Below are 22,229 nucleotides of genomic sequence, written 5' to 3' on the forward strand. Positions count from 1 at the left end.
AGCCCGGATCGTCAGGCGGAGATGCCGTCGATCCGGGCCAAGGCGTCGTCCGCGCCGTACGGCTGCAAGTAAGGCAGCCAGCGCGGGTCCCTATGGCCCGTGCCGATGATGCGCCAGGCGAGGCCGGAGGGAGGGGCGGGTTTGTGGCGCAGCCGCCAGCCGATCTCGACGAGATGACGGTCGGCCTTGACATGGTTGCAGCGACGGCAGGACGCCACCACGTTGTCCCACACGTGCTTGCCCCCGCGGCTGCGCGGGATGACGTGGTCGACGCTGGTTGCGACGCCACCGCAGTACATGCACCGGCCCCCGTCCCGCGCGAACAGCGCTCGACGGGTCAGAGGAACGGGCCCCCGATAGGGAACCCGGACGAATCGCTTGAGCCGGACCACGCTGGGTGCGGGGACTGTGACGGTTGCGCTGTGCATGAAGGCGCCGGATTCCTCCAGGGAGACTGCCTTGTTCTCCAGGACGAGGACGAGCGCGCGGCGGAGCGGTACGACGCCGAGCGGCTCGTACGACGCGTTGAGGACCAGGACATGCGGCACGGATGCCTCCTTGGGCGTCGGCGGCGCGTGGCTCGCGCCGGGACGATCTGCAGTCAGTCTCTCCTCTTCGCTGGTGGACGCGCCACCATGTCCCGGTAACGGGCTGGGAGTGTTTTCGACCACACCCCTGATTCATCCCCCGGATCATGGCCTGTTCAAGCGCAGGTGAGGGTGGTCTCTCCTTGCCGCATCGGGCGGACCCACACACAATGCCCCGTTAGTGTGGTGGTTCCGCCTGTCCGGTGACCGTTTCGTGACCTTGAAGACGTTGACCATCACACCGGAGGCGGACCGCTGCACCTGGAGGTACCTGCCGTGTCCTTGCCCGACGTCCTACTGGCCGCCGGTTCGTCGCCCTCGCCGACCCCCTCGGGGTCGCCGACCGTGACGGTCCCTTCGCTCCAGGACGCCCAGGAGAGCGCGACGAACGCGGCCAGTTGGGTCGAGCAGAACTGGTCGACGTGGCTCGCGATCGGCCTGAGGGTCCTGCTGATCCTGGTGATCGCGGCGGTGCTGAGAAAGTTCGTGCTGCGCGCGATCACCAAGCTCATCGACCGGATGAACCGCACGGTCGAGTCGCCCGAGGGCTCCACCACACTGGGCGGACTGCTGGTCAACGCCGAGCGGCGCCGGCAGCGCTCGCAGGCGATCGGCTCGGTCCTGCGCTCGGTGGCGAGCTTCGTGATCCTGGGCACGGCGGCCCTGATGGCCCTCTCCGCCTTCGAGATCAATCTCGCCCCGCTGCTGGCGTCCGCCGGTGTCGCGGGTGTGGCGATCGGTTTCGGCGCGCGCAACCTGGTCACGGACTTCCTCTCCGGCGTCTTCATGATCCTGGAGGACCAGTACGGCGTCGGCGACCAGATCGACGCGGGCGTCGCCAGCGGCGAGGTCATCGAGGTCGGCCTGCGGGTGACCAAACTGCGCGGCGACAACGGCGAGATCTGGTACGTCCGCAACGGCGAGGTCAAGCGGATCGGCAACCTCTCGCAGGGCTGGGCGACGGCGGGCGTCGACGTCACCGTGAAGGCCTCCGAGAACCTCGACCACGTGAAGGCCACGCTGGACGAGGTCGCCGAGAAGATGAGCAAGGAAGAGCCCTGGAACGAGCTCCTGTGGAGCCCGATCGAGGTCCTGGGCCTGGACAGCGTCCTGCTGGACTCGATGGTCGTCCGGGTGTCGGCGAGGACCATGCCCGGCAAGGCCCTGGCCGTGGAACGCGAACTGCGCTGGCGCATCAAGCACGCCTTCGACAGGGCGGACATCCGCATCGTCGGCGGCGCGACGACTCCCGCGGAGGAGGACCCGGCCGACCCGACGGCAGCGGTCGCGGCCCCGTCGGTCTTCTCCAACGCGGACTCCCCGCAGGTGGCGGCGGCGTCACCGCTCGCTCCCCAGCGGGCGGCGGCAAGCCCCGCGCCGAAGTAGCGGCCCGGAGGGCGTCAGGGGCTGATGGCCCGGGCGATCCGGCAGGCCGCGACGAAGGCCGCTGCCCGTGCGCGGTCCCGCCGCCCCTCTGCGGCCGTCCCCGGCTTGGACCTCCACCCGGGCCGGGCCAGGGAGAGGCACCAGAGCTCGAGGAGCATCCGGGTCACCGGCAACGGCACGAGGTTCAGCACCGCCGTGCGCCGGCGACCACCCGCACCCCGCACGATCTTCACAGGTACCCCACCCTTCCACCGCGTCACATGACCCCATATCGTCAACCTCCTTATCGGGCCCTTGTTCTGGAGCGCAACGCCCAGGGGCCCGACTCGAAGGGGGAAACATGAGGAAACTCGCCATAGGCACCGCTCTGTCCGGCGCCCTGGCCCTGGGGGTTCTGGCCGCGCCCGCCGCCTCGGCGGACTCGCCGGATCTGGCCTTCACCCATGTGAAGGTCAACAACGGCAAGGCGATCGTCGTCGGCACCACCGCCAAGGTGAAGGTGCCGGTGACGTACACGCTGGCCCGCCCGGCCGACCTGACGGTCGACTACAAGACGAACTTCGTGGGCGTCCTGCTCTACCGCGGCTCCCTGGCCGAGCAGGACAACTCCATCGAGTCGGACACCGCGCCGACCTGCACCACGACGGCCACCAGCGACACCAGGGTGATCGAGTCGTGCACCGAGACCCTGGTCATCGACCCGCGGGAGAGCCTCTACGAGGCCGCGGACGCCGGCACCTGGAAGACCGCGGGCTTCTACGGCCACGGCGCCTCGGACCTCGACGACTCCGACGGCCACATCAGCTTCGAGTTCGGCTACGACATGTGGACCAACGCGGCGACCGCGAAGATCCAGCGCGCCGCCAAGCTGACCGTCAACGCCACGCCCGAGCCGGTCGTCAAGGGCAGGACGCTCACCGTCAAGGGCAAGCTGACCCGCGCCAACTGGGCGAGCGACACGTACACCGGTTACGCGAGCCAGAAGGTCGCCCTTCGGTTCAAGGCCAAGGGCGCCGACGCCTACACCACGGTGAAGACGATCACCTCCGGCACCGGCGGCGCCCTCTCCACCACCGTGAAGGCGAGCAAGGACGGCTACTACCGCTTCACCTTCGCCGGCACCTCCACCACCGCGGCCAAGACGGCCGCCGCCGACTACGTCGACGTGAGGTAGCCGGCCCGGGCCGGCCGAGGCCCCTCACCCCACACCGCCGCCCCCGAGGTAACGACTGCGTTGCCTCGGGGGCGGTTTCCGTTTTCTTGCCTTGACTCCCCCTTCGCCCCGGGCTTACGTTCCTCCCCAGCCGATAGGAAACTTTCCTAACAGTGGCCGGAAGTGGACTTGCGTCCCGCGCCACTGAAAAGCTGGGCAGCTCAGAAAGGCAGGTGTCGACCCATGGCAGGAACCGCCGGTACGCCGGGCACCCCGCGCGTCCTGCGCGCCATGAACGACCGCGCCGCCCTCGACCTCCTCCTGGCGCACGGCCCCCTGTCCCGTACCCGCATCGGCAAGCTCACCGGCCTGTCCAAGCCGACCGCCTCCCAGCTGCTGGCCCGGCTGGAGGCGGCGGGCCTGGTCCTCGCCACCGGCACCACCGAGGGACGACCCGGCCCCAACGCCCAGCTCTACGAGGTCAACCCGGCCGCCGCCTACGCCGCCGGCCTGGACGTCACCCCCGAGCGCGTCCTCGCCGCCGTCGCCGACGTCACCGGCCGGACCGTGGGCACGTACGAGGTGCCCACACCCGCCAGGAAGGCCGCGGACGCCGTCGTACGGCAGGTCACCGAGGCCCTCGACGGCGCGGTGAAGACCGCGGGCCTCACCCGGGACGACGTGCGCAGGCTCGTCGTCGCCACCCCCGGCGCCTTCGACCCCACCACCGGCCGACTGCGCTACGCCTCCCACCTCCCCGGCTGGCACTCGCCCGCGCTGCTCGACGAACTCGCCGCAGCCCTGCCGATGCCGGTCGAGTACGAGAACGACGTCAACCTCGTCGCCGTCGCCGAACAACGGCTCGGCGCGGCCCGGGGATACGACGACTTCGTCCTGCTGTGGAACGAGGGCGGTCTCGGCGCCGCCCTCGTCCTCGGCGGACGGCTGCACCGCGGCTGGACCGGCGGCGCGGGAGAGGTAGGTTTCCTACCGGTCCCGGGAGCGCCGCTCGTCCGGCAGGTAACCAAAGCCAACAGTGGCGGCTACCAGGAACTGGCCGGCTCCCAGGCCATCCCGCACCTGGCCCGGGAACTCGGCATCACCCACATCCCGACCGGGCCGTACGCCGAGGTCGCCGCCGCGCTCGTGGAGCGGGCCGCGACCGAGGACACCGTCCTGTACCGGCTGCTGCTCCAGACGTACGCGACCCGGCTCGCGACCGGTCTCGCCTCACTCGTCTCCGTCCTCGACCCCGAACTCGTCGTCCTCAGCGGCGCCTCCCTGACGGCCGGCGGTGAGGTGCTGCGCGCCCTCGTCCAGGCCGAACTGGAGGAACTGGCCGCGTCCCGCCCGAAGCTGGTCGTGGGCGACGTCATCGAACGGCCCGTGCTGCGCGGCGCGCTGGAGAGCGCGCTGGCGGCCACCCGCGACGAGGTCTTCGACACCTCGCGCTGACGCAACACCCCGTCGGCCGACCTCAGCCGACTTCGCTTCACCTCACCTCACCTCTCTTCACCTCACCTCACTCTGCCCCGTCCCCGGGAGGTCCCGCCATGTCCACACGTGTACCCGAAGTCGTCCGAAAGGCGGCTTTTGCCCTGACTGCCTCGACGGCCCTGCTGCTGAGCACCACCGCCTGTACCGGCCAGTCCGCGGCCGGCACGAGCGATGACGCCTCCAAGGAGCAGACCATCACCTTCTGGCACGCCTGGAGCGCGCCGAACGAGGTCAAGGGCGTGAAGGCGCTGGTCGCCGGCTTCGAGAAGGCGCACCCCAACATCCACGTCAACGTCGTCGGCAACATGACCGACGACAAGATCAACCAGGCGCTGCGGGCGGGCGGCGACAAGGCGCCCGACGTGATCTCGTCCTTCACCACCAACAACGTCGGAAAGTTCTGCTCCTCCGGTGCCCTGGTCGACCTCAACCCCTTCTTCAAGAAGTCGAACATCGACCCGGGCACGACCTTCCCGAAGGCGATGAACGACTACACCCAGTACGACCTGGACCGTTGCGCCGTGCCGCTGCTGGGTGACGCCTACGGCCTCTACTACAACAAGACCGCGTTCGAGAAGGCGGGCATCACCGCCCCGCCGAAGACCTGGTCCGAGTTCGAGACCGACGCCAAGAAGCTGACGATCACCAAGGGCGACACGTACAAGCAGCTCGGTTTCATGCCGAACTACCACGGCTGGGAGACGACGACCGAGCACTACATGGGCCAGTTCTCGCCGACCTACTTCAACAAGTCCGGCAAGTCGACGATCGCCGGCGACCCGGCCGTCTCCGACGCCCTCACGCTCCAGAAGAAGCTCGTCGACGAACTCGGCGGTTTCAAGAAGCTGGAGAAGTTCCGCGCCGGCCTCGGCGACGAGTGGGGTCCCAAGCACCCCTTCCACACCGGCCAGGTGGCCATGCAGCTGGACGGTGAGTGGCGCCTGGGAATGGCCCTGGACGCCAAGCCGGACTTCGAGATCGGCGTCGCCCCGCTGCCCGTCTCCGACGACCAGGTGGACCAGTACGGCAAGGGCTACATCACCGGCACCATCGCCGGCATCGCCGCCACCAGCAAGAAGCAGAACGCGGCCTGGGAGTTCGTGAAGTACATCTCCACGGACACCGACGCGGTGGTGAACTTCTCCAACGCGATCCACAACGTGCCCTCCACGCTGGCCGCCCTGAAGTCGCCGAAGCTGAAGTACGACCCGCGCTTCAAGACGTTCCTGGACATCGCCGCGAACCCGAACTCGACCACCTCACCGGCCTCGGTCAACGGCGGGGTGTACCTCACGACCATCCAGCAGCTCGGCTACGACTACGAGAGCGGCAAGCTCACCGATCTGCAGGCGGGCCTGAAGAAGGCCGCCGCACAGATCGACACGGACATCGCGCAGGCCAAGTAGCGATGACCACCGTCACGTTGAGGTCGAAGCGCCGCCGGTCGGCGCTTCGCACCCTCGCCTTCCTGTCTCCCTGGCTGATCGGTTTCGCGGTCTTCTTCGCCTACCCGATGATCTCGACCGTCTACTTCTCGTTCATGCACTACGACGGCTTCAAGCCGCCGACCTGGAGCGGGACGAAGAACTGGACCTACGTCTTCGAGCACTACCCGTTCTTCTGGCCCGCCCTGCGCAACACCCTCTGGCTGGTCGTGATCATGGTGACCCTCCGGGTTCTGTTCGGACTCGGGATCGGCATGCTCATCACGAAGATCAAGACCGGTACGGGTGTCTTCCGCACCCTGTTCTACCTGCCCTACCTGGCCCCGCCGGTGGCCGCGACGATGGCCTTCGCCTTCCTCCTCAACCCCGGTACGGGCCCGGTCAACTCCATCCTGGAGAGGTTCGGCATCCCGGCACCGGGCTGGTTCAACGACCCGGACTGGTCCAAGCCGGCCCTCACCCTGCTGTTCCTCTGGGGTGTCGGCGACCTGATGGTCATCTTCATGGCCGCGCTGCTCGACGTACCGAAGGAGCAGTACGAGGCCGCGGAACTGGACGGCGCGTCGGCGTGGCAGCGGTTCCGGTTCGTCACCCTTCCCAACATCTCGCCGATCATCATGTTCGCGGTCGTCACCGGTGTGATCGCGGCGATGCAGTGCTACACCCAGCCGCTGGTCGCCGGAAAGGTCGCCTCGGGCGTGATCCAGGGGGCGGGCACCATGTTCGAGCCCGGCTACCCGGAGCACTCCACGCTCACCCTCCCCCAGCTCGTCTACAACCTCGGCTTCCAGCGCTTCGACTACGGCTCGGCCTGTGTCGTGGCCCTGGTCCTGTTCGCCCTGTCGATGGCGTTCACCGCGCTGTTGATGCGGCGCCGGGGCGGTCTCATCCAGGCAGGTGACTGACATGGCCCAAGTACTCGAGCGTCCCGTGGAGTTGCAGGCCCCCGCCTCACCCGCAGAGCGCACGGCCCGCCGCAAGGCGCTCCTGGAATGGATCGCGGTCCACTCCCTCGGCGTCGCCGCGGCCCTCTTCTTCACGCTCCCCTTCGTGTTCGTGTTCCTGACCTCCCTCATGAGCGACTCGCAGGCGCTCAGCCGGGACCTGATCCCGCACACCTGGGAATGGGCCAACTACAGGAAGGTCTTCGACACCCCCGGCTTCCTCACCTGGTGGAAGAACACCCTGATCTACGCCGGACTGGGAACAGTCCTGACAGTCGTGTCCTCCGTCCCCGTCGCGTACGCGCTGGCCAAGTTCCGCTTCCGGGGCCGCAATCTCACGCTCATGCTGGTGATCTCGATGATGATGCTGCCCCCGCAGGTGGTCGTCATCCCGATGTACCTGTTCTGGGCCAAGCAGCTGGACCTGTCGGGCACACTGTGGCCGATGATCATCCCGCTGGCGTTCGGCGACGCGTTCTCGATCTTCCTGCTGCGCCAGTTCCTGATGACCATCCCCAACGAGTACGTGGACGCGGCGAAGGTGGACGGCTGCGGAGACCTGCGCACCCTGCTGAAGGTCATCCTCCCGATGGCCAGGCCCGGCATCGCCGCCATCGCGCTCTTCCAGTTCTTCAACGCCTGGAACGACTACTTCGGCCCGCAGATCTACGCCTCGGAGAACCCGGCCGCCTGGACGCTCTCCTACGGCCTGGAGTCCTTCAAGGGCGCCCACCACACCGACTGGAACCTCACCATGGCGGCCACCGTGCTGGTCATGGCCCCGGTGATCCTCGTGTTCTTCTTCGCGCAGAAGGCGTTCGTCGAAGGTGTCACCCTGACCGGAGTAAAGGGTTAACAAGCCATGAAACTCACCGTGGTCGGCGGAGGCTCGACCTACACGCCCGAACTGATCGACGGCTTCGCCCGCCTGCGCGACACGCTCCCCGTGGCGGAACTGGTCCTGGTGGACCCGGCGGCCGACCGCCTTGAGCTGGTGGGCGGGTTGGCGCGGCGCATCTTCGCCCGCCAGGGCCACCCGGGCCGGATCGTCACCACCTCCGACCTGGACCGGGCCGTCGACGGCGCCGACGCGGTCCTGCTCCAGCTCCGCGTCGGCGGCCAGGCGGCCCGCCAGCAGGACGAGACCTGGCCCCTGGAGTGCGGCTGCGTCGGCCAGGAGACGACCGGAGCCGGCGGCCTGGCCAAGGCGCTGCGCACGGTCCCGGTGGTCCTGGACATCGCCGAACGGGTCCGCCGTACGAATCCGAACGCCTGGATCGTCGACTTCACCAACCCGGTCGGCATCGTCACCCGCGCCCTCCTGCGGGAGGGCCACAAGGCGGTCGGCCTGTGCAACGTGGCGATCGGCCTGCAACGCAAGTTCGCCGCCCTGCTGAACGTCTCCCCGCCGGACGTCCACCTCGACCACGTCGGCCTCAACCACCTCACCTGGGAGACCGGCGTACGCCTGGACGGCCCCGAGGGCGACGACGTCCTGCCCGGGCTCCTGGCCGACCACGGCGACACCATCGCGGCGGACCTGCGTCTGCCCCGTCCCCTCCTGGACCGCCTCGGCGTGGTCCCGTCCTACTACCTGCGCTACTACTACGCCCACGACGAGGTCGTACGGGAACTGCGGACGAAGCCGTCGAGGGCGGCCGAAGTGGCGGCGATGGAACGGCAGTTGCTGGAGATGTACGGCGACCCGGCGCTCGACGAGAAGCCGGAGCTGCTGGCCCGACGCGGCGGCGCCTACTACTCGGAGGCCGCGGTGGACCTGGCGGCCGCACTGCTCACCGGTTCGGGCAGCCCGTACCAGGTAGTGAACGCTTACAACAACGGCACGCTCCCCTTCCTCCCCGACGACGCGGTGATCGAGGTCCAGGCGGCGGTGGGCCCCAAGGGCCCGTCCCCCCTCCCCGTGGCCTCGGTGGACCCCCTCTACGCGGGACTGATGGCGAACGTGACGGCGTACGAGGACCTGGCCCTGCGGGCGGCCCTGCACGGCGGCCGCGACCGGGTCTTCAAGGCCCTCCTCGCCCACCCCCTGATCGCCCAGTACGAGTACGCCGAACGACTGACCGACCAACTCATCGCACACAACCGGGAGCACCTCGCGTGGGCCTGACCGCAAGCGTCCTCGCCATCGACGCGGGCAACAGCAAGACCGACGTGGCGGTGGTGGCGCCCGACGGGGAGGTGCTCGCCACCGCCCGCGGGGGTGGCTTCCGCCCGCCCGCGGTGGGCGTCACGGCGGCCGTGGACGCGCTCGCCGACACCGTCGCGCGCGCGTGCACGGCCGCCGGCGTCACCTCGGTGACCCACGTCTCCGCCTGCCTCGCCAACGCCGACCTTCCGGTGGAGGAGCGCCAGTTGGCGGCCGCGCTGCACGCGCGCGCGTGGGGCGCGACCGTGGACGTCCGCAACGACACCTTCGCGATCCTGCGCGCCGGCGTCCCCGACCCCCGGGGCGTGGCCGTGGTCTGCGGCGCCGGCATCAACTGCGTCGGCATGCGCCCCGACGGCCGCACCGCCCGCTTCCCGGCCCTGGGCCGCCTCTCCGGCGACTGGGGCGGCGGCTGGGGTTTGGCGGAGGAGGCGATCTGGTACGCGGCGAGGGCGGAGGACGGCAGGGGCGAGGACACGGCACTCGCGCACGCTCTGCCGGCCCACTTCGGCCTTCCGTCCATGTACGCCCTGATCGAGGCCCTCCACCTGGCCCACATCCCGGACGTACGCCGCCACGAACTCACCCCGGTCCTCTTCGCGACGGCGGCGGAGGGCGACGCGGTGGCGCGCGGGATCGTCGACCACCTGGCGGAGGAGGTGGTGACGATGGCGACGGTGGCCCTGACGCGCTTGGAACTCCTGGAGGAGGAGACGCCGGTACTGCTGGGCGGAGGCGTCCTGACAGCGGGCCACGGCCAACTCGACGACGGCGTACGCGAGCGCCTGGCGGTGCGCGCACCGAAGGCGGTGGCACGGGTGGTGGCGGCACGTCCCGTGCTGGGGGCGGCGCTGCTGGGCCTGGACCGGCTGGGGGCGGGCGCGGAGGAACAGGGAAGGACACGGGACTTCTTCGCAACGTGAGGTGACCGACCGGGCGCGGGGCCGTATCCATGTGCGGCTCCGCCGCGTGGGCGCGACCAGCCGCATCGGGCCCGCGGACCGACACACAACGGCCCCCGAGAAGGAACCGATCCCCCACGCGACGCGTATTCATGAGCAGGGTGACTGCGATCTGATCAAGATCCAGTGAAGCGGGTTCGCAATGTCACCCCCGCCAGCGATACTTGCGGCGAGACATGACCATGGGGGAGGTCAACGACGTGGCAAACCCGGCACCGAGCACCGCACCACCGCCAGCGCCGCCCGCACGCCGTACGGCATTCGCCGAGGGCGTCGACACGGCCCGCGCCGCCGCGACCACGGAGCCGGGACGGCTCCGCATCATCGGCGCCCTGCTGGCCCTCCTCGTGGTCGCCTTCGGCGCGGTCACCGCCTGGCAGACGGCCGAGCGCGAGGCCGCCGCCGACGACGTGCTGCACAAGAGCCAGCGCCTGAGCACGGCCGCGGCCGACATCTACCGCTCCCTCGCGGACGCCAACACGGCCGCCTCCAGCGGCTTCCTGGCGGGCGGCCGGGAGACGGCCGTCTCCCGGCAGCGCTACGAGGACGACATCGACACCGCCGCCGCCAAGCTCGTCACCGCGGCGAACAACTCCGACGCCGGCTCCCCCTCCGCCGCCGCGATCACCAAGCTGAACAAGCTGCTCCCGGAGTACAAGGGCCTGGTGGAGCAGGCGCGCACGTACAACCGGCAGGGCTTCCCGGTCGGCGGCGCCTACCTGCGGTACGCGAACCAGAAGATGCAGGACGACATGCTCCCGGCGGCGGTGGACCTCTACACGAAGGAGAACCAGCGCCTCCAGGACGACTACGCGGACGCCACGCCCTACCCGTGGGCGGCGATCGCGCTGGGCGTCCTCGCGCTGGCCGGCCTCGCCTGGGCCCAGCACCGCAACTACCGCCGTACGAACCGGGTGCTGAACCACGGCCTGGTCGCGGCCACGGCGACCACCACCGTCGTCCTGCTGTGGCTCGTCATCGGCCACAGCGTGGCCCGCGCGGGGCTGAACGACTCCTACGACCACGGCGTGCGTTCCCTGAACGTGCTGCACGACGCGCGGATCGCCTCCCTGAAGGCCCGGGGCAACGAGAACCTGACGCTGGTGGCGCGCGGCGCCGAGACGGTGAAGGTCGGCTCCGGAGCGGACGAGAAGACACTCGACAAGTACGACCACGACTTCACCGAGGACATCGCCACCCTCGGCAAGGGACTCGCCCTGGCCGCGAAGTACGCCGACGACCAGGCCGGCGAGAAGCCGGTCACGTCGGCGGAGAGCAACATGGCGGAGTGGAAGAAGCGCCACACCGCGGCCCGTTCCCAGGACGACAACGGCAACTACGAGCAGGCGCTGGCCCTGGTGATCGGCGGCAAGGGCGCGACCGGCGAGTGCTTCGACAGCGTCGACCACAATCTGGACACCGCGATCGGACACGAGCAGGCCGAGTTCGAGCAGGCGGCCGGGGACGGCCTGGACGCCATGACGGGACTGCCGGTCGGCGCGGCCGTCCTCGCCGTGCTGGGCGCGGCCGGCGCGGTCCTCGGCATCGGCCGCAGGCTGTCGGAGTACCGGTGAGAGGGGGCGTGACGATGCGTGCTCGACGTGTACGGGACGGTCTGAAGGGCTGGGGCGGAGTAGGGGCGATGGCGGCCGTCTGCGCGCTCGCGCTCGCCTGCGCGCTGCTGCTGCCGCTGACCACCCGGGTCCACGGGGACGGCTCGACGGGGCTGGGCGGCCCGGGTGCCGCCTCCGGAACCGCGGCGGCGGCCTCCGAGTGCACGGACCCCGAGAAGGAGACCCTGGCGCCCTCGGGCGCGGACGGGAAGACGATCGCCGCGATCAAGGCGCGGCAGGGCGAGAAGCGCAAGCTGATCGTCGGCGTCGACCAGAACAGCTATCGCTGGGGTTACCGCGACCCGAACAACACCGGGGCGGAGCTGGAGGGCTTCGACATCGACCTGGTGCACCGGATCGCGCAGGACATCCTCGGCGACCCGGACGCGGTCCAGTTCAAGGCGATCCCGACCAACCAGCGCATCCCGGCGCTGAAGGAGGGCCGGGTCGACATGGTCGTGCGCACGATGACGATCAATTGTGACCGGGTGGGACAGGTGGCGTTCTCCGCGCCCTACTTCAAGACCGGCCAGCAGGTCCTCGCCCCCAAGTCGTCCACGATCAAGGGATACGACGACACGCTGGCCGACAAGAAGGTCTGCACGGCGGCCAGTTCGACGGCCAACTCACGGCTCACCGCGGACCGGGACGCGGGCCGCATCCCCAAGAGCGTCAACCTCGGCACCGTCGTCCCCAACCAGCTCGACTGCCTGGTCCGGCTGCAGCTCGGCGAGGTCGACGCGGTCGTCACCGACGGCGCGCTCGCGGCGAGCCAGGCCGCCCAGGACCCCACGGTGGGACTCAAGGGCGAACCGTTCACGACCGAGTATTACGGCGTGGCGATGAACAAGCAGGCCGACGACCTGGTACGCCGGGTCAACCAGATCCTCGTGGAGTACCGGGCGAACGGCTGGCAGGCGTCGTACGACAGGTGGCTGTCGGCGACACTGGGCAGCGACGCGGGGCCGTCGAAGCCGCCCGCGCCGGTGTACCTGCGCAAGAGCTGACGGACCGACAGGCAGGCGACGTACCGGACCGACGACCGGCACAGCAGCGGAGAGGTGATCGATGGGCAGCGTCACGGGACCCCCCGGGCCGGTGATGGACCGGGACGAGGTCGACCGTGCGCTGGCGCGGCTCGGCGCGGAGCACGAGGCGATCGAGACCTCGCTGCTCGCCCTGCAGGACCACGCGGGCCGCCGGCTCCTCGAAGGCGCCCGCCTGACCGGTGTCACCAAGGAGCGCTGGGCGTCCGCGGAGGCGTCGATCACCCTGCTGTGGGCGTACTTCGACGCGTACACGGACGCGTTGCGCTCCGCGCGGGAGATCCGCTCGCGCCGCCGCTGGTCCAGCCGCGAGGACCTGACGGAACTGACGGAGCTGCTGCGCGGCGAGTCCGTCACGGTCGCCGGCTCGGCCACCGCCACCGCGAACGCGCCCACCCTGGCCGGCACCGGCAAGCTCAGCGAGAGCTTCTCCCTCACCACCCTCGTCGACCGGATGAACGAGCTGTACGCCTCGTCGCTGGACATGGTCGTCGCCGCCGACGCCGTGTGGTCGGCGCTGCCCGCGCGGATCGATTTACTGGCCGCCGAGCTCCAGCGCACGCGCCAGCTCGCGCACTCCGTGGGGGTGCGCCCGGGCGAGCACCCGGCGGGCGACGACCTGGAACGCATCACCCGCACGCTGACGCGACTGCGCGAACAGGTGGTGTCGGACCCGCTGGCGTACTGGGTGCCCTCGCAGGGCAGTTCGGCGCCCGGCGGCGGCCGTCCGGACACCACGGTGTACGACCGTGAGGCGCGCGCCCTGGAGGACGTGCGGCGGGAGATCGACGCCGTGCTGACGGTGCGCCAGGACGCCGAGCAGCGGCTGGTGAGGCTGCGGGACATCCTCAGCCGCGCGGACCGCACGCTCGCCGAGGCGCGCACCGCGCGCGGTGAGGTGCTCGCGAAGATCGCCGCGACGGAGGTGCCGGTGGTCAGCGGCCCGCCGACCGTGCTGCAGGAGCAGCTGGCGACGGCCGCCGAGTACCGCCGCCACGCCCAGTGGCACCGGCTGTCGCCGCTCCTGGAGTCCCTGGAGCAGAAGGCGGAGTACGAACTGCTGCGCGCCCGCGAGTCGTTGACGGCGGTCACCGCGCCGCTGGCGGTCCGCGCGGAGCTGCGCGGCCGCCTCGACGCCTACAAGGCGAAGGTCGCCCGGCACGGCCTCGCCGAGGACCCGTTCCTCATCGAGCGCTACGACGCGGCGCGCCGCATGCTGTGGAGCGCGCCCTGCGATCTGCGCGTCGCCGAACAGGCCGTCCTGCGCTACCAGCAGGCGGCCGCCGAACTGCTGGCCGTCCCGCGCGCGGCGGAACAGGGCGAGCCTCAGGACCACAGGGGGGAGCGGTAGCCATGAGTCAGGCAGGGCAGACGTGTCAGCGGCCGGGCTGCGAGGGGTCGTACGAGGACGTGGGCGGCGGCGAGCTGTACTGCGACACCTGCGGCCTCGCCCCGGTGGTCTCGGAGAGCGGCCTGGTCCGCTCGCCCTCGACGGGTGTGACCCGCGGCAGTGCCAGCTCCCGCAGTTCCCGTACGTCGTCGCAGTCGTCGAAGTCGCGCCGCTCGGTGTCGGGACGGCTCTCGCGCTCCGTGTCGGGCAAGTCCACGGGCCGCTCGGTGTCGGTGCGCAGCTCCGGTGCGTCGGCCGGTTCCTCCGGGCGGGCCCGGCTGGGTGTCGGCCTGGTCTCGGTGCCGCAGGTGCCGCGGCCCGACCCGCGCGCGATGGTGCTGGAGAACCCCGAGGTGCCCGAGCGCAAGCGGTTCTGCTCGCGCTCCGACTGCGGGGCGCCGGTGGGTCGCGCGCGCGGCGAGCACCCGGGGCGCACGGAGGGCTTCTGCACGAAGTGCGGCCACCCGTACTCCTTCGTACCGAAGCTGAAGGCCGGCGACGTCGTGCACGGCCAGTACGAGGTCGTGGGCTGTCTGGCGCACGGCGGCCTCGGCTGGATCTACCTGGCGGTGGACCGCGCGGTCTCGGACCGCTGGGTGGTGCTGAAGGGCCTGCTGGACACCGGTGACCAGGACGCGATGGCGGCGGCGATCTCCGAGCGGCGCTTCCTCGCCGAGATCGAGCACGCCAACATCGTGCGGATCTACAACTTCGTCGAGCACCTCGACCAGCGGACCGGCTCGCTCGACGGCTACATCGTCATGGAGTACGTCGGCGGCAAGTCCCTCAAGGAGATCGCCAACGCCCGCCGCACATCCGGCGGCAAGCGGGATCCGCTGCCGGTGGAGCAGGCGTGCGCCTACGGCATCGAGGCCCTCGAGGCGCTCGGTCACCTCCACAGCCGCAACCTCCTCTACTGCGACTTCAAGGTCGACAACGCGATCCAGAGCGAGGACCAGCTCAAGCTGATCGACATGGGCGCGGTCCGCAGGATGGACGACGACGAGTCGGCCATCTACGGCACGGTCGGCTACCAGGCGCCGGAGGTGGCCGAGGTCGGCCCGTCGGTCGCGTCCGACCTCTACACCGTGGGCCGCACCCTGGCGGTCCTGACCTTCGACTTCCAGGGCTACACGACCGTCTTCGCGGACTCCCTGCCCGATCCGGACAACATCGACGTCTTCCGCCAGTACGAGTCGTTCTACCGGCTGCTGGTCCGCGCCACCGACCCGGACCCGGCCCGCCGGTTCGCCTCCGCGCAGGAGATGGCGGAGCAGCTCACCGGCGTGCTGCGGGAGGTCGTCTCGCTGCAGAGCGGGCGCGCCCGCCCCGCCGTGTCGACGCTGTTCGGGCCCGAGGTGAAGGTCACGGACACCGAACTGTTCCCGAAGCTGGACGGGGAGGTGTCGCGGCTGGGGGCACGGGCCGTCAGGGCGCCCAGCGGCAATGGCGGTTCCGCCCCGCCTCCTCCGGTCCCGGTGGCCCCCGGACTGGTCAGGACCGTCCCCGCGGCCGCCGCCGGCCTCGCGCTGCCCGTCCCGCACGTCGACCCCTCCGACCCCAACGCGGGCTTCCTCGCGGGCCTGTTGACGTCCGCGCCGGCCGAGCTGATCACGGCCCTCGTGGCGGCGCCGGCGCCGTCGGTGGAGACCCGGCTGCGGCAGATCCGCGCCTGGCTGGAGAACGGCGACCACCAGGCCGCCCTGCAGTCCCTCGGCAAGCTGGAGGACGAACGGCCCGACGACTGGCGGGTCGTCTGGTACAGAGGCGTGGCCTCGCTGGTCACCGGCGACCACGAGGGCGCAGCGCTCGCCTTCGACGCGATCTACGACGCCTTCCCGGGCGAGCCCGCACCCAAGCTGGCGCTCGGCCTGTGCGCGGAGGTGCTCGGCCAGCTGGACAACGCGGCCGAGTACTACCGCCTCGTCTGGTCGACCGACCCCAGCTATGTGAGCGCCGCGTTCGGCCTCGCGCGCGTGCAGCTCGCGGCCGGGGACCGTCGTAGTGCCGTACGGACGCTGGAGTCGGTGCCGGAGTCGTCCATCCACTACACCGCCGCGCGGGTGGCCGCCGTACGGGCCCGGCTCCGGCAGCGGACGGCGGCCGCCTCCGACGTACCCTTTCAGGAGGACCTCACCGCGGCGGCGGCGCAGGTCGAGGCGCTGGACGCGTACGGCCTCGACCCCACGCGGCGGGAGCAGTTGTCCGCGGAAGTCCTCGGCTGCGCGCTGGACTGGATACTCTCCGGTGGCCAGGGCGCCGGCCCGGACGCCCGGCGGCCGTTGCTCGGCAGCCAACTCGACGAGCGGGGGCTCCGCTTCGGCCTGGAGCGCTCGTACCGCACGCTGGCCCGGCTGGCGACGCGCGGTGAGGAGAGAATCGACCTGGTGGAACGTGCCAATCGTTACCGCCCCCGGACGTGGGTGTAGTTGATGTCCCAGATGCCCCGGCAGGCCGCCCTGCCGACGTGTCCGAGCTGCGCGGAGCCGCTCGACGCGGGTGACCGTTTCTGCGGTGCGTGCGGATACGACCTGTCGGTCGTACCGCCCCAGCCGGACGACCACCCGACCCTCACCATGAACGGCTCGGCCCCTCCGGCGCCCGCGGCCCCTCCGGAAGCGCTCGCCGGCTGGGCCACCCCGCCCGCCCGGCCCGCCTCCGGCCTCCCGGCACCGGTGCAGGCGCCGGGGTTCGAGGCGAGCGGCGGGCAGCCTTCGGCGGAGGGCTCAGCGGTGCCGCCCGCCGGTGTCCGCTTCGACCGGCTCTCGGAGCCCGAGGAGTATCCGCTGCAGGCACCGGATCCGCGGGTGGCCGCCGAGGCCGCTGTCACCGCCGAGGCGGCCAAGGTGTGTGTGGCGTGCCGGGCCGGCCGGGTCGACGACGACGGGTACTGCGAGAACTGCGGGCACGCCCAGCCGCGTGAACGCGACCACATGGAGCTGGAGTCGGGCCCGTTGGCCGCCGTCAGCGACCGCGGCCTGCGGCACCATCGCAACGAGGACGCCTTCGGCCTCGGCCACAGCGCGCTGCCCGACGGCTCCCCCGCGCTCGTCGCGATCGTCTGCGACGGCGTCTCCTCGGCGACCCGCCCCGACGACGCCTCCATGGCCGCGTCGAAGGCGGCGAGCGAGTCGCTGCTGGCCGCCCTGCCCCACGGCACCCACCCGCAGCAGGCGATGCACGAAGCGATCGTCGCCGCCTCGTACGCGGTCAACGCCCTGGCCGAGGAGCCCGCCACCGCCCGCGAGCACACCCCGCACCAGAACGCCCCCGCCTGCACCCTCGTCGGCGCGGTCGTCACCGCGGGCCTGCTGGTCGTCGGGTGGGTCGGCGACAGCCGCGCCTACTGGGTCCCGGCCGACCGCACCGCACCCCCGGCCCGGCTCACCGAGGACGACTCCTGGGCCGCCCAGATGGTCGCCGCGGGCCTGATGAGCGAGGCGGAGGCCTACGCCGACGAGCGCGCCCACGCGATCACCGGCTGGCTCGGCGCGGACGCCTACGAACTGGAGCCGCACACCGCTTCCTTCAAGCCGGACCGGCCGGGTGTCGTGGTGGTGTGCACCGACGGCCTGTGGAACTACGCGGAGGCGGCCGAGGAGATGGCCGAGGTCGTCCCCCTCGACGCGGCCGTACGGCCGCTGCACTGCGCGCAGGTCCTCGTCGGTCACGCCCTGGACGGCGGGGGCCACGACAACGTAACAGTGGCCGTCGTGCCGTTCCCCGCGTCACCGCAGGGGGCAGGATCGGCCTGAGGCCGCAAACGGGGAAGCCTCTGTACGGACCGGAGGGGACCGGCCCGTACCCAGACATCACCCCGCGAACGCGGGGTTTTCGAGGGGGATATGAGTAGCCATGGCCAATTTCTCGAAGTCGAACGTGCCGCAGTTCTCGGTGGACGTCTACCAGAACGAGTACCTGCCGGAGGGCGGCCGCGAGGTCAACGCGATCGTCACGGTGACCGCGACCGGCGGCGGCACGGTCGGCAGCCCGGTCGCCGCACCGCACCTGTACTCGCCCGGACAGGGCCCGTCCGCAGCCGTGGCGATCATGGTGGACTGCTCCGGCTCGATGGACTACCCGCCGGCCAAGATGCGCAACGCCCGTGACGCCACGGCCGCCGCCATCGACACCCTGCGCGACGGCGTGCACTTCGCGGTGATCGGCGGCACGCACGTGGCCAAGGAGGTCTACCCGGGCGGCGGACGCCTCGCGGTCGCCGATGCCACCACCCGGGAGCAGGCCAAACAGGCCCTGCGCCGGCTCAGCGCTGGCGGCGGCACCGCGATCGGGACGTGGCTGCGGCTGGCCGACCGGCTGCTGTCCTCCGCCGAGGTCACCATCCGGCACGGCATCCTGCTCACCGACGGCCGCAACGAGCACGAGTCGCCGCAGGACCTCAAGGCCGCACTCGACGACTGCGCCGGCCGTTTCACCTGTGACGCCCGCGGGGTGGGCACCGACTGGGAAGTGAAAGAAGTCACAGGGATCGCCTCCGCCCTGCTCGGCACCGCCGACATCGTCGCCGACCCGGCCGCTCTCGCCGCCGACTTCACGCAGATGATGGAGACGGCGATGGGCAAGGAGATCGCGGACGTCGCGCTGCGGCTGTGGACGCCGGTGGGCACCACCATCAAGTTCGTCAAGCAGGTCGCGCCGACGGTCGAGGAGCTGACCGACCGCCGTACGGAGGCGGGCCCGCGCGCGGGCGACTACCCCACCGGATCCTGGGGCGACGAATCCCGCGACTACCACGTGTGCGTCGAGGTCCCGGCCGCGAGCCTGGGCCAGGAGATGCTGGCCGCGCGGGTCTCCCTGGTCGTTCCGCAACCGGACGGAAGCGGGCAGACCGTGGGGGCCCCGGGTCTCGTCAGGGCCGTGTGGACCGACGACATGGCCGCCTCGACGTCGATCAACCCCCAGGTCGCGCACTACACCGGGCAGGCCGAACTGGCAGAGGTCATCCAGCAGGGGCTGGACCTTCGTAAATCGGGAGATATGGATGGAGCGACGGCCAAACTGGGCCGGGCCGTCCAGCTCGCGAGCGTCTCGGGGAACGCCGATACTGCGAAACTGCTTGCGAAGGTGGTGGACGTGGTCGACGCCACGACAGGTACTGTGCGACTGAAGGCGAGGGTCGCGGACGCCGACGAGATGACGCTCGAGACCCGGTCCACAAAGACTGTTCGTGTAAAGAAGTGACGTACATGCCGTACGAAACGACCTACCAAGTGACCTACTAGGACACCGAAGGAGAGGGGGACGCGCCGACATGCCGACCTGCCCGAACGGACACCAGTCGGGTTCCGACGACTGGTGCGAGGTCTGCGGTCACCGCATGGCCGGTGCCGTGCCTCCGCCCCCGCCGCCCCCCACGGCCGGCGGCTACGGCTTCCCGCCTGCCCAGGGCACCCAGCCCGGCGGGCGCCCGATGTCCACCGGTCCGAACCACGAGCCGGAGCTCTGCCCGCAGTGCCGTACGCCCCGTGAGGGCGGTGCGCCGTTCTGCGAGGAGTGCCGGTGGAACTTCCTGACCAACACGGCGACCTCGTACACCCCGGCCGCCCCGCGCCCGCCGGCCCCCGCCCCGGGCGGCCCCGGCGCACGCTTCCAGCCCCCGCCCCCGTCCTACGGCGGCAGCGACGCCTTCGACTACCAGGGCTCCCGCCCGTCCCAGGTGAACCGTCCCGCCGAACCGATTCCTCCCGGCCCGCCCTACGGCAGCGAGCCGACGGGGCCCGGGGGCACGGCCGGTGGCCCGGGCGGCGGGCGGGGCGGTGCCCCGGGCGGTCCCGGTGCCTTCGGGCGTGAGCCCGGCGGCCCTGACGCGTTCGGACGCGAGTCCTCGGGTCCGGGTGGCACGGCGGGCGGACCGGGCGGTCCCGGCGGTCCCGGCGCCTTCGGGCGTGAGCCCGGCGGTCCGGGGGGGACGGCCGGAGGCCCGGGCGGTCCCGGCGCCTTCGGGCGTGAACCCGGCGGTCCGGGCTCGGGGCCTGGCGCGTTCGGGCGTGAGCCCGGTGGTCCGGGCGCCTTCGGGCGTGAGCCCGGCGGTCCGGGGGGTACGGCCGGAGGCCCGGGAGCCCCCGGCGCGTTCGGGCGTGAGCCTTCGAATCCCGCCGGGCCTCCCGGTGGCGCCTTCGGGCGCGAGCCCTCCGGTCCCGGTGGCCGGCCCCCCGCCGACCCCTTCGGACGCGAGCCGTCGGGCCCGCCCGCGGATCCCTTCCGGCGTGACCCCGCGGGTCCCGGTGGCCCGGCCGGCGGTCCTGGTGGTCCCTCCGGTTTCGGAGCCGACCCCTCCCGTCCCGGCCCGCCGCCCGGCCCGGGCGGCCCCAGTGGTCCCGGCGGTCCGGGGATCCCGCAGGCCTTCCAGTCCCCCGGCCCCGGCGGCCCGTCGGCCCCGGCCGGCTTCCCGCAGGAGACCGGTCGGCCGCAGCCCTTCGGCGGCGCCGACGACGACTGGGTGATCTCCCCGCCCTCGCACCCCGGCCAGGGCCAGGGCCCCGGCTCCGACCCCCGGGGCGGCGGCTACGGCTATCCGCAGCCCGGTTCCACGCAGGCACCGCCCCCGCCCGGACCGGCGTTCCCGCAGCAGCCGGCGACCTGGACGGCGACGATCGGACCGGACCGCGCGTACTTCATGGCGATGATGCAGCGCTCGGGTCCGGAGGCCGCGGGGCTCAACCTCCCCGCGTACTCCCCCGAGCAACAGCGCACGCTCACCGGCAACCAGGTCACCATCGGCCGCCGCCGGCACTCCACCGGCGAGACCCCCGACATAGACCTGTCGGTGCCGCCGGAGGACCCGGGCGTCTCGCACCAGCACGCGGTCCTGGTCCAGCAGCCGGACGGCACCTGGGCGGTCGTCGACCAGAACTCGACGAACGGCACGACGGTCAACGGCGGGGAGGAACCCATCCAGCCGTTCGTCCCCGTACCGCTCCAGGACGGCGACCGCGTCCACGTGGGCGCCTGGACGACGATCACGATCCGCCGGGGCTGAGCGCCCCGGGAAGGGCTACGGCTCGACCAGCCGCACCCCCGACGAACCCGGCAGGGGCCAGGCGTACGGCCCCTCCGGTTCGTCCAGCCACGCCCACGCGTGTTCCGGGCCGACCGTGACGCCGTAGCGCTCCCGGTCCGGCATGCCCTCGCGCTCCCACAGGGCGTACGCCTCATGGGGGTCGAGGGTGCCCCGGGTGAGGGACAGCAGGAACCGGAACAGGTCACTCTCCCTGGCCCGCTGCGGCACCCCGCCGAGCGGGACCGGCTCGGGCTCGGGCCGGTTCTCCCCGCGCAGGGGCACGAAAAAGGCGGGGGTGTGCAGGAAGTGCCCCTCGGCGTGCTCCGGGTCCCGTACCGTCAGCGCGGCCAGGCCGGTGGCCAGCGGGGTCAGGATGAGCGCCCCGGGACGGCACTGGGCGATCCAGGCGCGCGGCACCGACGCCAGCTGGCAGGTCGCGATGATCCGGTCGAAGGGCGCCCGCTCCGGCACCCCGCGCGCCCCGTCCCCCGTGACGACGGTGGGGCGGTATCCGGCGGCGGTGAGGTGCCGGCGCGCGGACTCGGTGATCTCCGGGTCGAGGTCGACGGTGGTGACGTGGTCGTCGCCGAGCCGGTACGCCAGAAGCGCCGCGTTGTACCCGGTGCCCGCCCCGATCTCCAGCACCCGGTCGCCGTCCTCGACGCGCAGCTCGGCCAGCATCAGCGCCATCAGCGAGGGCTGACTGCTGGAGGAGAGCAGCTCGCCGTCGCGCAGCCGGGTGGCCAGCGGGGTGTCCTCGTAGGCGCCGCGCACCCATCGCTCACGGGTGCGCGGGTCGGGGCTCTCGCCCCAGCGCCGTTCGTATCCGCCGACGCCGCTGACGTAGTAGTACGGCACGAAGAGGTGACGCGGGACCGTCGCGAAGGCCTCCCGCCAGCCGGGGTCGGCGGCGAAGGCCCCGCTCGCCTGGATCCCGCGCACCATCGCCGCCCGCGCCGAGGCGGCGAGGACTTCGAGATCGTTGTCGAGGGCGTACGCGCTCATGCCTCCACTGTGC

Annotated in this window: 18 protein-coding genes; 15 read left to right on the forward strand and 3 right to left on the reverse strand. The window is 71.6% G+C overall.

Translation table 11 applies throughout. The annotated features are described in order from the left end of the window. Positions 1-11: 11 nt before the first annotated feature. A complete protein-coding gene (locus ACIBVL_RS34100) occupies positions 12-548 on the reverse strand; it encodes an HNH endonuclease (protein ID WP_352343479.1) in 537 nt (178 codons plus the stop codon). 315 nt (positions 549-863) lie between these two features. On the opposite strand from ACIBVL_RS34100, the gene ACIBVL_RS34105 reads away from it, so the two are divergent. After that, positions 864-1,973: a mechanosensitive ion channel family protein gene (locus ACIBVL_RS34105; protein WP_399103437.1), complete on the forward strand. Its 1,110-nt coding sequence runs from the start codon at positions 864-866 to the stop codon at positions 1,971-1,973. A 14-nt stretch (positions 1,974-1,987) separates the two neighbouring features. Here ACIBVL_RS34105 and ACIBVL_RS34110 read toward each other — a convergent pair whose 3' ends face one another. Continuing rightward, on the reverse strand, positions 1,988-2,206 hold the full coding sequence (locus ACIBVL_RS34110) for a hypothetical protein (RefSeq protein WP_399103439.1): 219 nt from the start codon (positions 2,204-2,206) through the stop codon (positions 1,988-1,990). Between the two features lie 107 nt (positions 2,207-2,313). Between ACIBVL_RS34110 and ACIBVL_RS34115 the strand changes: the two genes are divergently transcribed. From ACIBVL_RS34115 to ACIBVL_RS34180, 14 genes are all read left to right on the forward strand, one after another. Further along, positions 2,314-3,147 carry a hypothetical protein gene (locus ACIBVL_RS34115; protein WP_399103441.1) on the forward strand — a complete coding sequence of 278 codons (834 nt, stop codon included), beginning with the start codon at positions 2,314-2,316 and terminating at the stop codon, positions 3,145-3,147. Positions 3,148-3,369: 222 nt separating this feature from the next. Continuing rightward, complete coding sequence (locus ACIBVL_RS34120) at positions 3,370-4,581, forward strand: ROK family transcriptional regulator (RefSeq protein ID WP_399103443.1); 1,212 nt, start codon at positions 3,370-3,372, stop codon at positions 4,579-4,581. A gap of 98 nt (positions 4,582-4,679) precedes the next feature. Next, on the forward strand, positions 4,680-6,029 hold the full coding sequence (locus ACIBVL_RS34125; RefSeq protein WP_399103445.1) for an ABC transporter substrate-binding protein: 1,350 nt from the start codon (positions 4,680-4,682) through the stop codon (positions 6,027-6,029). A 2-nt stretch (positions 6,030-6,031) separates the two neighbouring features. Beyond that, positions 6,032-6,973, forward strand: coding sequence for a carbohydrate ABC transporter permease (locus ACIBVL_RS34130; RefSeq protein ID WP_399103447.1), 942 nt, complete (start codon positions 6,032-6,034; stop codon positions 6,971-6,973). A gap of 1 nt (position 6,974) precedes the next feature. Next, positions 6,975-7,868 carry a carbohydrate ABC transporter permease gene (locus ACIBVL_RS34135; protein WP_399103449.1) on the forward strand — a complete coding sequence of 298 codons (894 nt, stop codon included), beginning with the start codon at positions 6,975-6,977 and terminating at the stop codon, positions 7,866-7,868. Positions 7,869-7,874: 6 nt separating this feature from the next. After that, positions 7,875-9,140, forward strand: coding sequence for a 6-phospho-beta-glucosidase (locus ACIBVL_RS34140; protein WP_399103451.1), 1,266 nt, complete (start codon positions 7,875-7,877; stop codon positions 9,138-9,140). Then, positions 9,131-10,102 carry an N-acetylglucosamine kinase gene (locus ACIBVL_RS34145; protein ID WP_399103453.1) on the forward strand — a complete coding sequence of 324 codons (972 nt, stop codon included), beginning with the start codon at positions 9,131-9,133 and terminating at the stop codon, positions 10,100-10,102. The genes ACIBVL_RS34140 and ACIBVL_RS34145 overlap by 10 nt, the downstream gene beginning before the upstream one ends. A gap of 221 nt (positions 10,103-10,323) precedes the next feature. Then, entirely contained in the window at positions 10,324-11,715 is a 1,392-nt protein-coding gene (locus ACIBVL_RS34150) for a hypothetical protein (protein ID WP_399103718.1), read from the forward strand. Positions 11,716-11,729: 14 nt separating this feature from the next. After that, a complete protein-coding gene (locus ACIBVL_RS34155; protein ID WP_399103455.1) occupies positions 11,730-12,761 on the forward strand; it encodes a glutamate ABC transporter substrate-binding protein in 1,032 nt (343 codons plus the stop codon). Between the two features lie 61 nt (positions 12,762-12,822). After that, a complete protein-coding gene (locus tag ACIBVL_RS34160; protein WP_399103457.1) occupies positions 12,823-14,151 on the forward strand; it encodes a hypothetical protein in 1,329 nt (442 codons plus the stop codon). Between the two features lie 2 nt (positions 14,152-14,153). Continuing rightward, the gene (locus ACIBVL_RS34165) at positions 14,154-16,619 is read left to right on the forward strand and encodes a tetratricopeptide repeat protein (RefSeq protein WP_399103459.1); all 2,466 of its coding nucleotides are present in this window, start codon (positions 14,154-14,156) and stop codon (positions 16,617-16,619) included. Between the two features lie 3 nt (positions 16,620-16,622). After that, a complete protein-coding gene (locus tag ACIBVL_RS34170) occupies positions 16,623-17,945 on the forward strand; it encodes a PP2C family serine/threonine-protein phosphatase (protein WP_399103461.1) in 1,323 nt (440 codons plus the stop codon). A gap of 100 nt (positions 17,946-18,045) precedes the next feature. Continuing rightward, positions 18,046-19,392 (forward strand): VWA domain-containing protein, encoded by a 1,347-nt coding sequence (locus ACIBVL_RS34175; RefSeq protein WP_399103463.1) that lies wholly within the window; start codon positions 18,046-18,048, stop codon positions 19,390-19,392. 70 nt (positions 19,393-19,462) lie between these two features. Continuing rightward, positions 19,463-21,190 carry an FHA domain-containing protein gene (locus tag ACIBVL_RS34180; protein WP_399103465.1) on the forward strand — a complete coding sequence of 576 codons (1,728 nt, stop codon included), beginning with the start codon at positions 19,463-19,465 and terminating at the stop codon, positions 21,188-21,190. Between the two features lie 15 nt (positions 21,191-21,205). Here ACIBVL_RS34180 and ACIBVL_RS34185 read toward each other — a convergent pair whose 3' ends face one another. Continuing rightward, on the reverse strand, positions 21,206-22,216 hold the full coding sequence (locus ACIBVL_RS34185; RefSeq protein WP_399103466.1) for a methyltransferase domain-containing protein: 1,011 nt from the start codon (positions 22,214-22,216) through the stop codon (positions 21,206-21,208). Positions 22,217-22,229: the final 13 nt, after the last annotated feature.

The sequence above is a fragment of the Streptomyces sp. NPDC049687 genome (assembly GCF_044465285.1).
Lineage (GTDB): Bacteria > Actinomycetota > Actinomycetes > Streptomycetales > Streptomycetaceae > Streptomyces.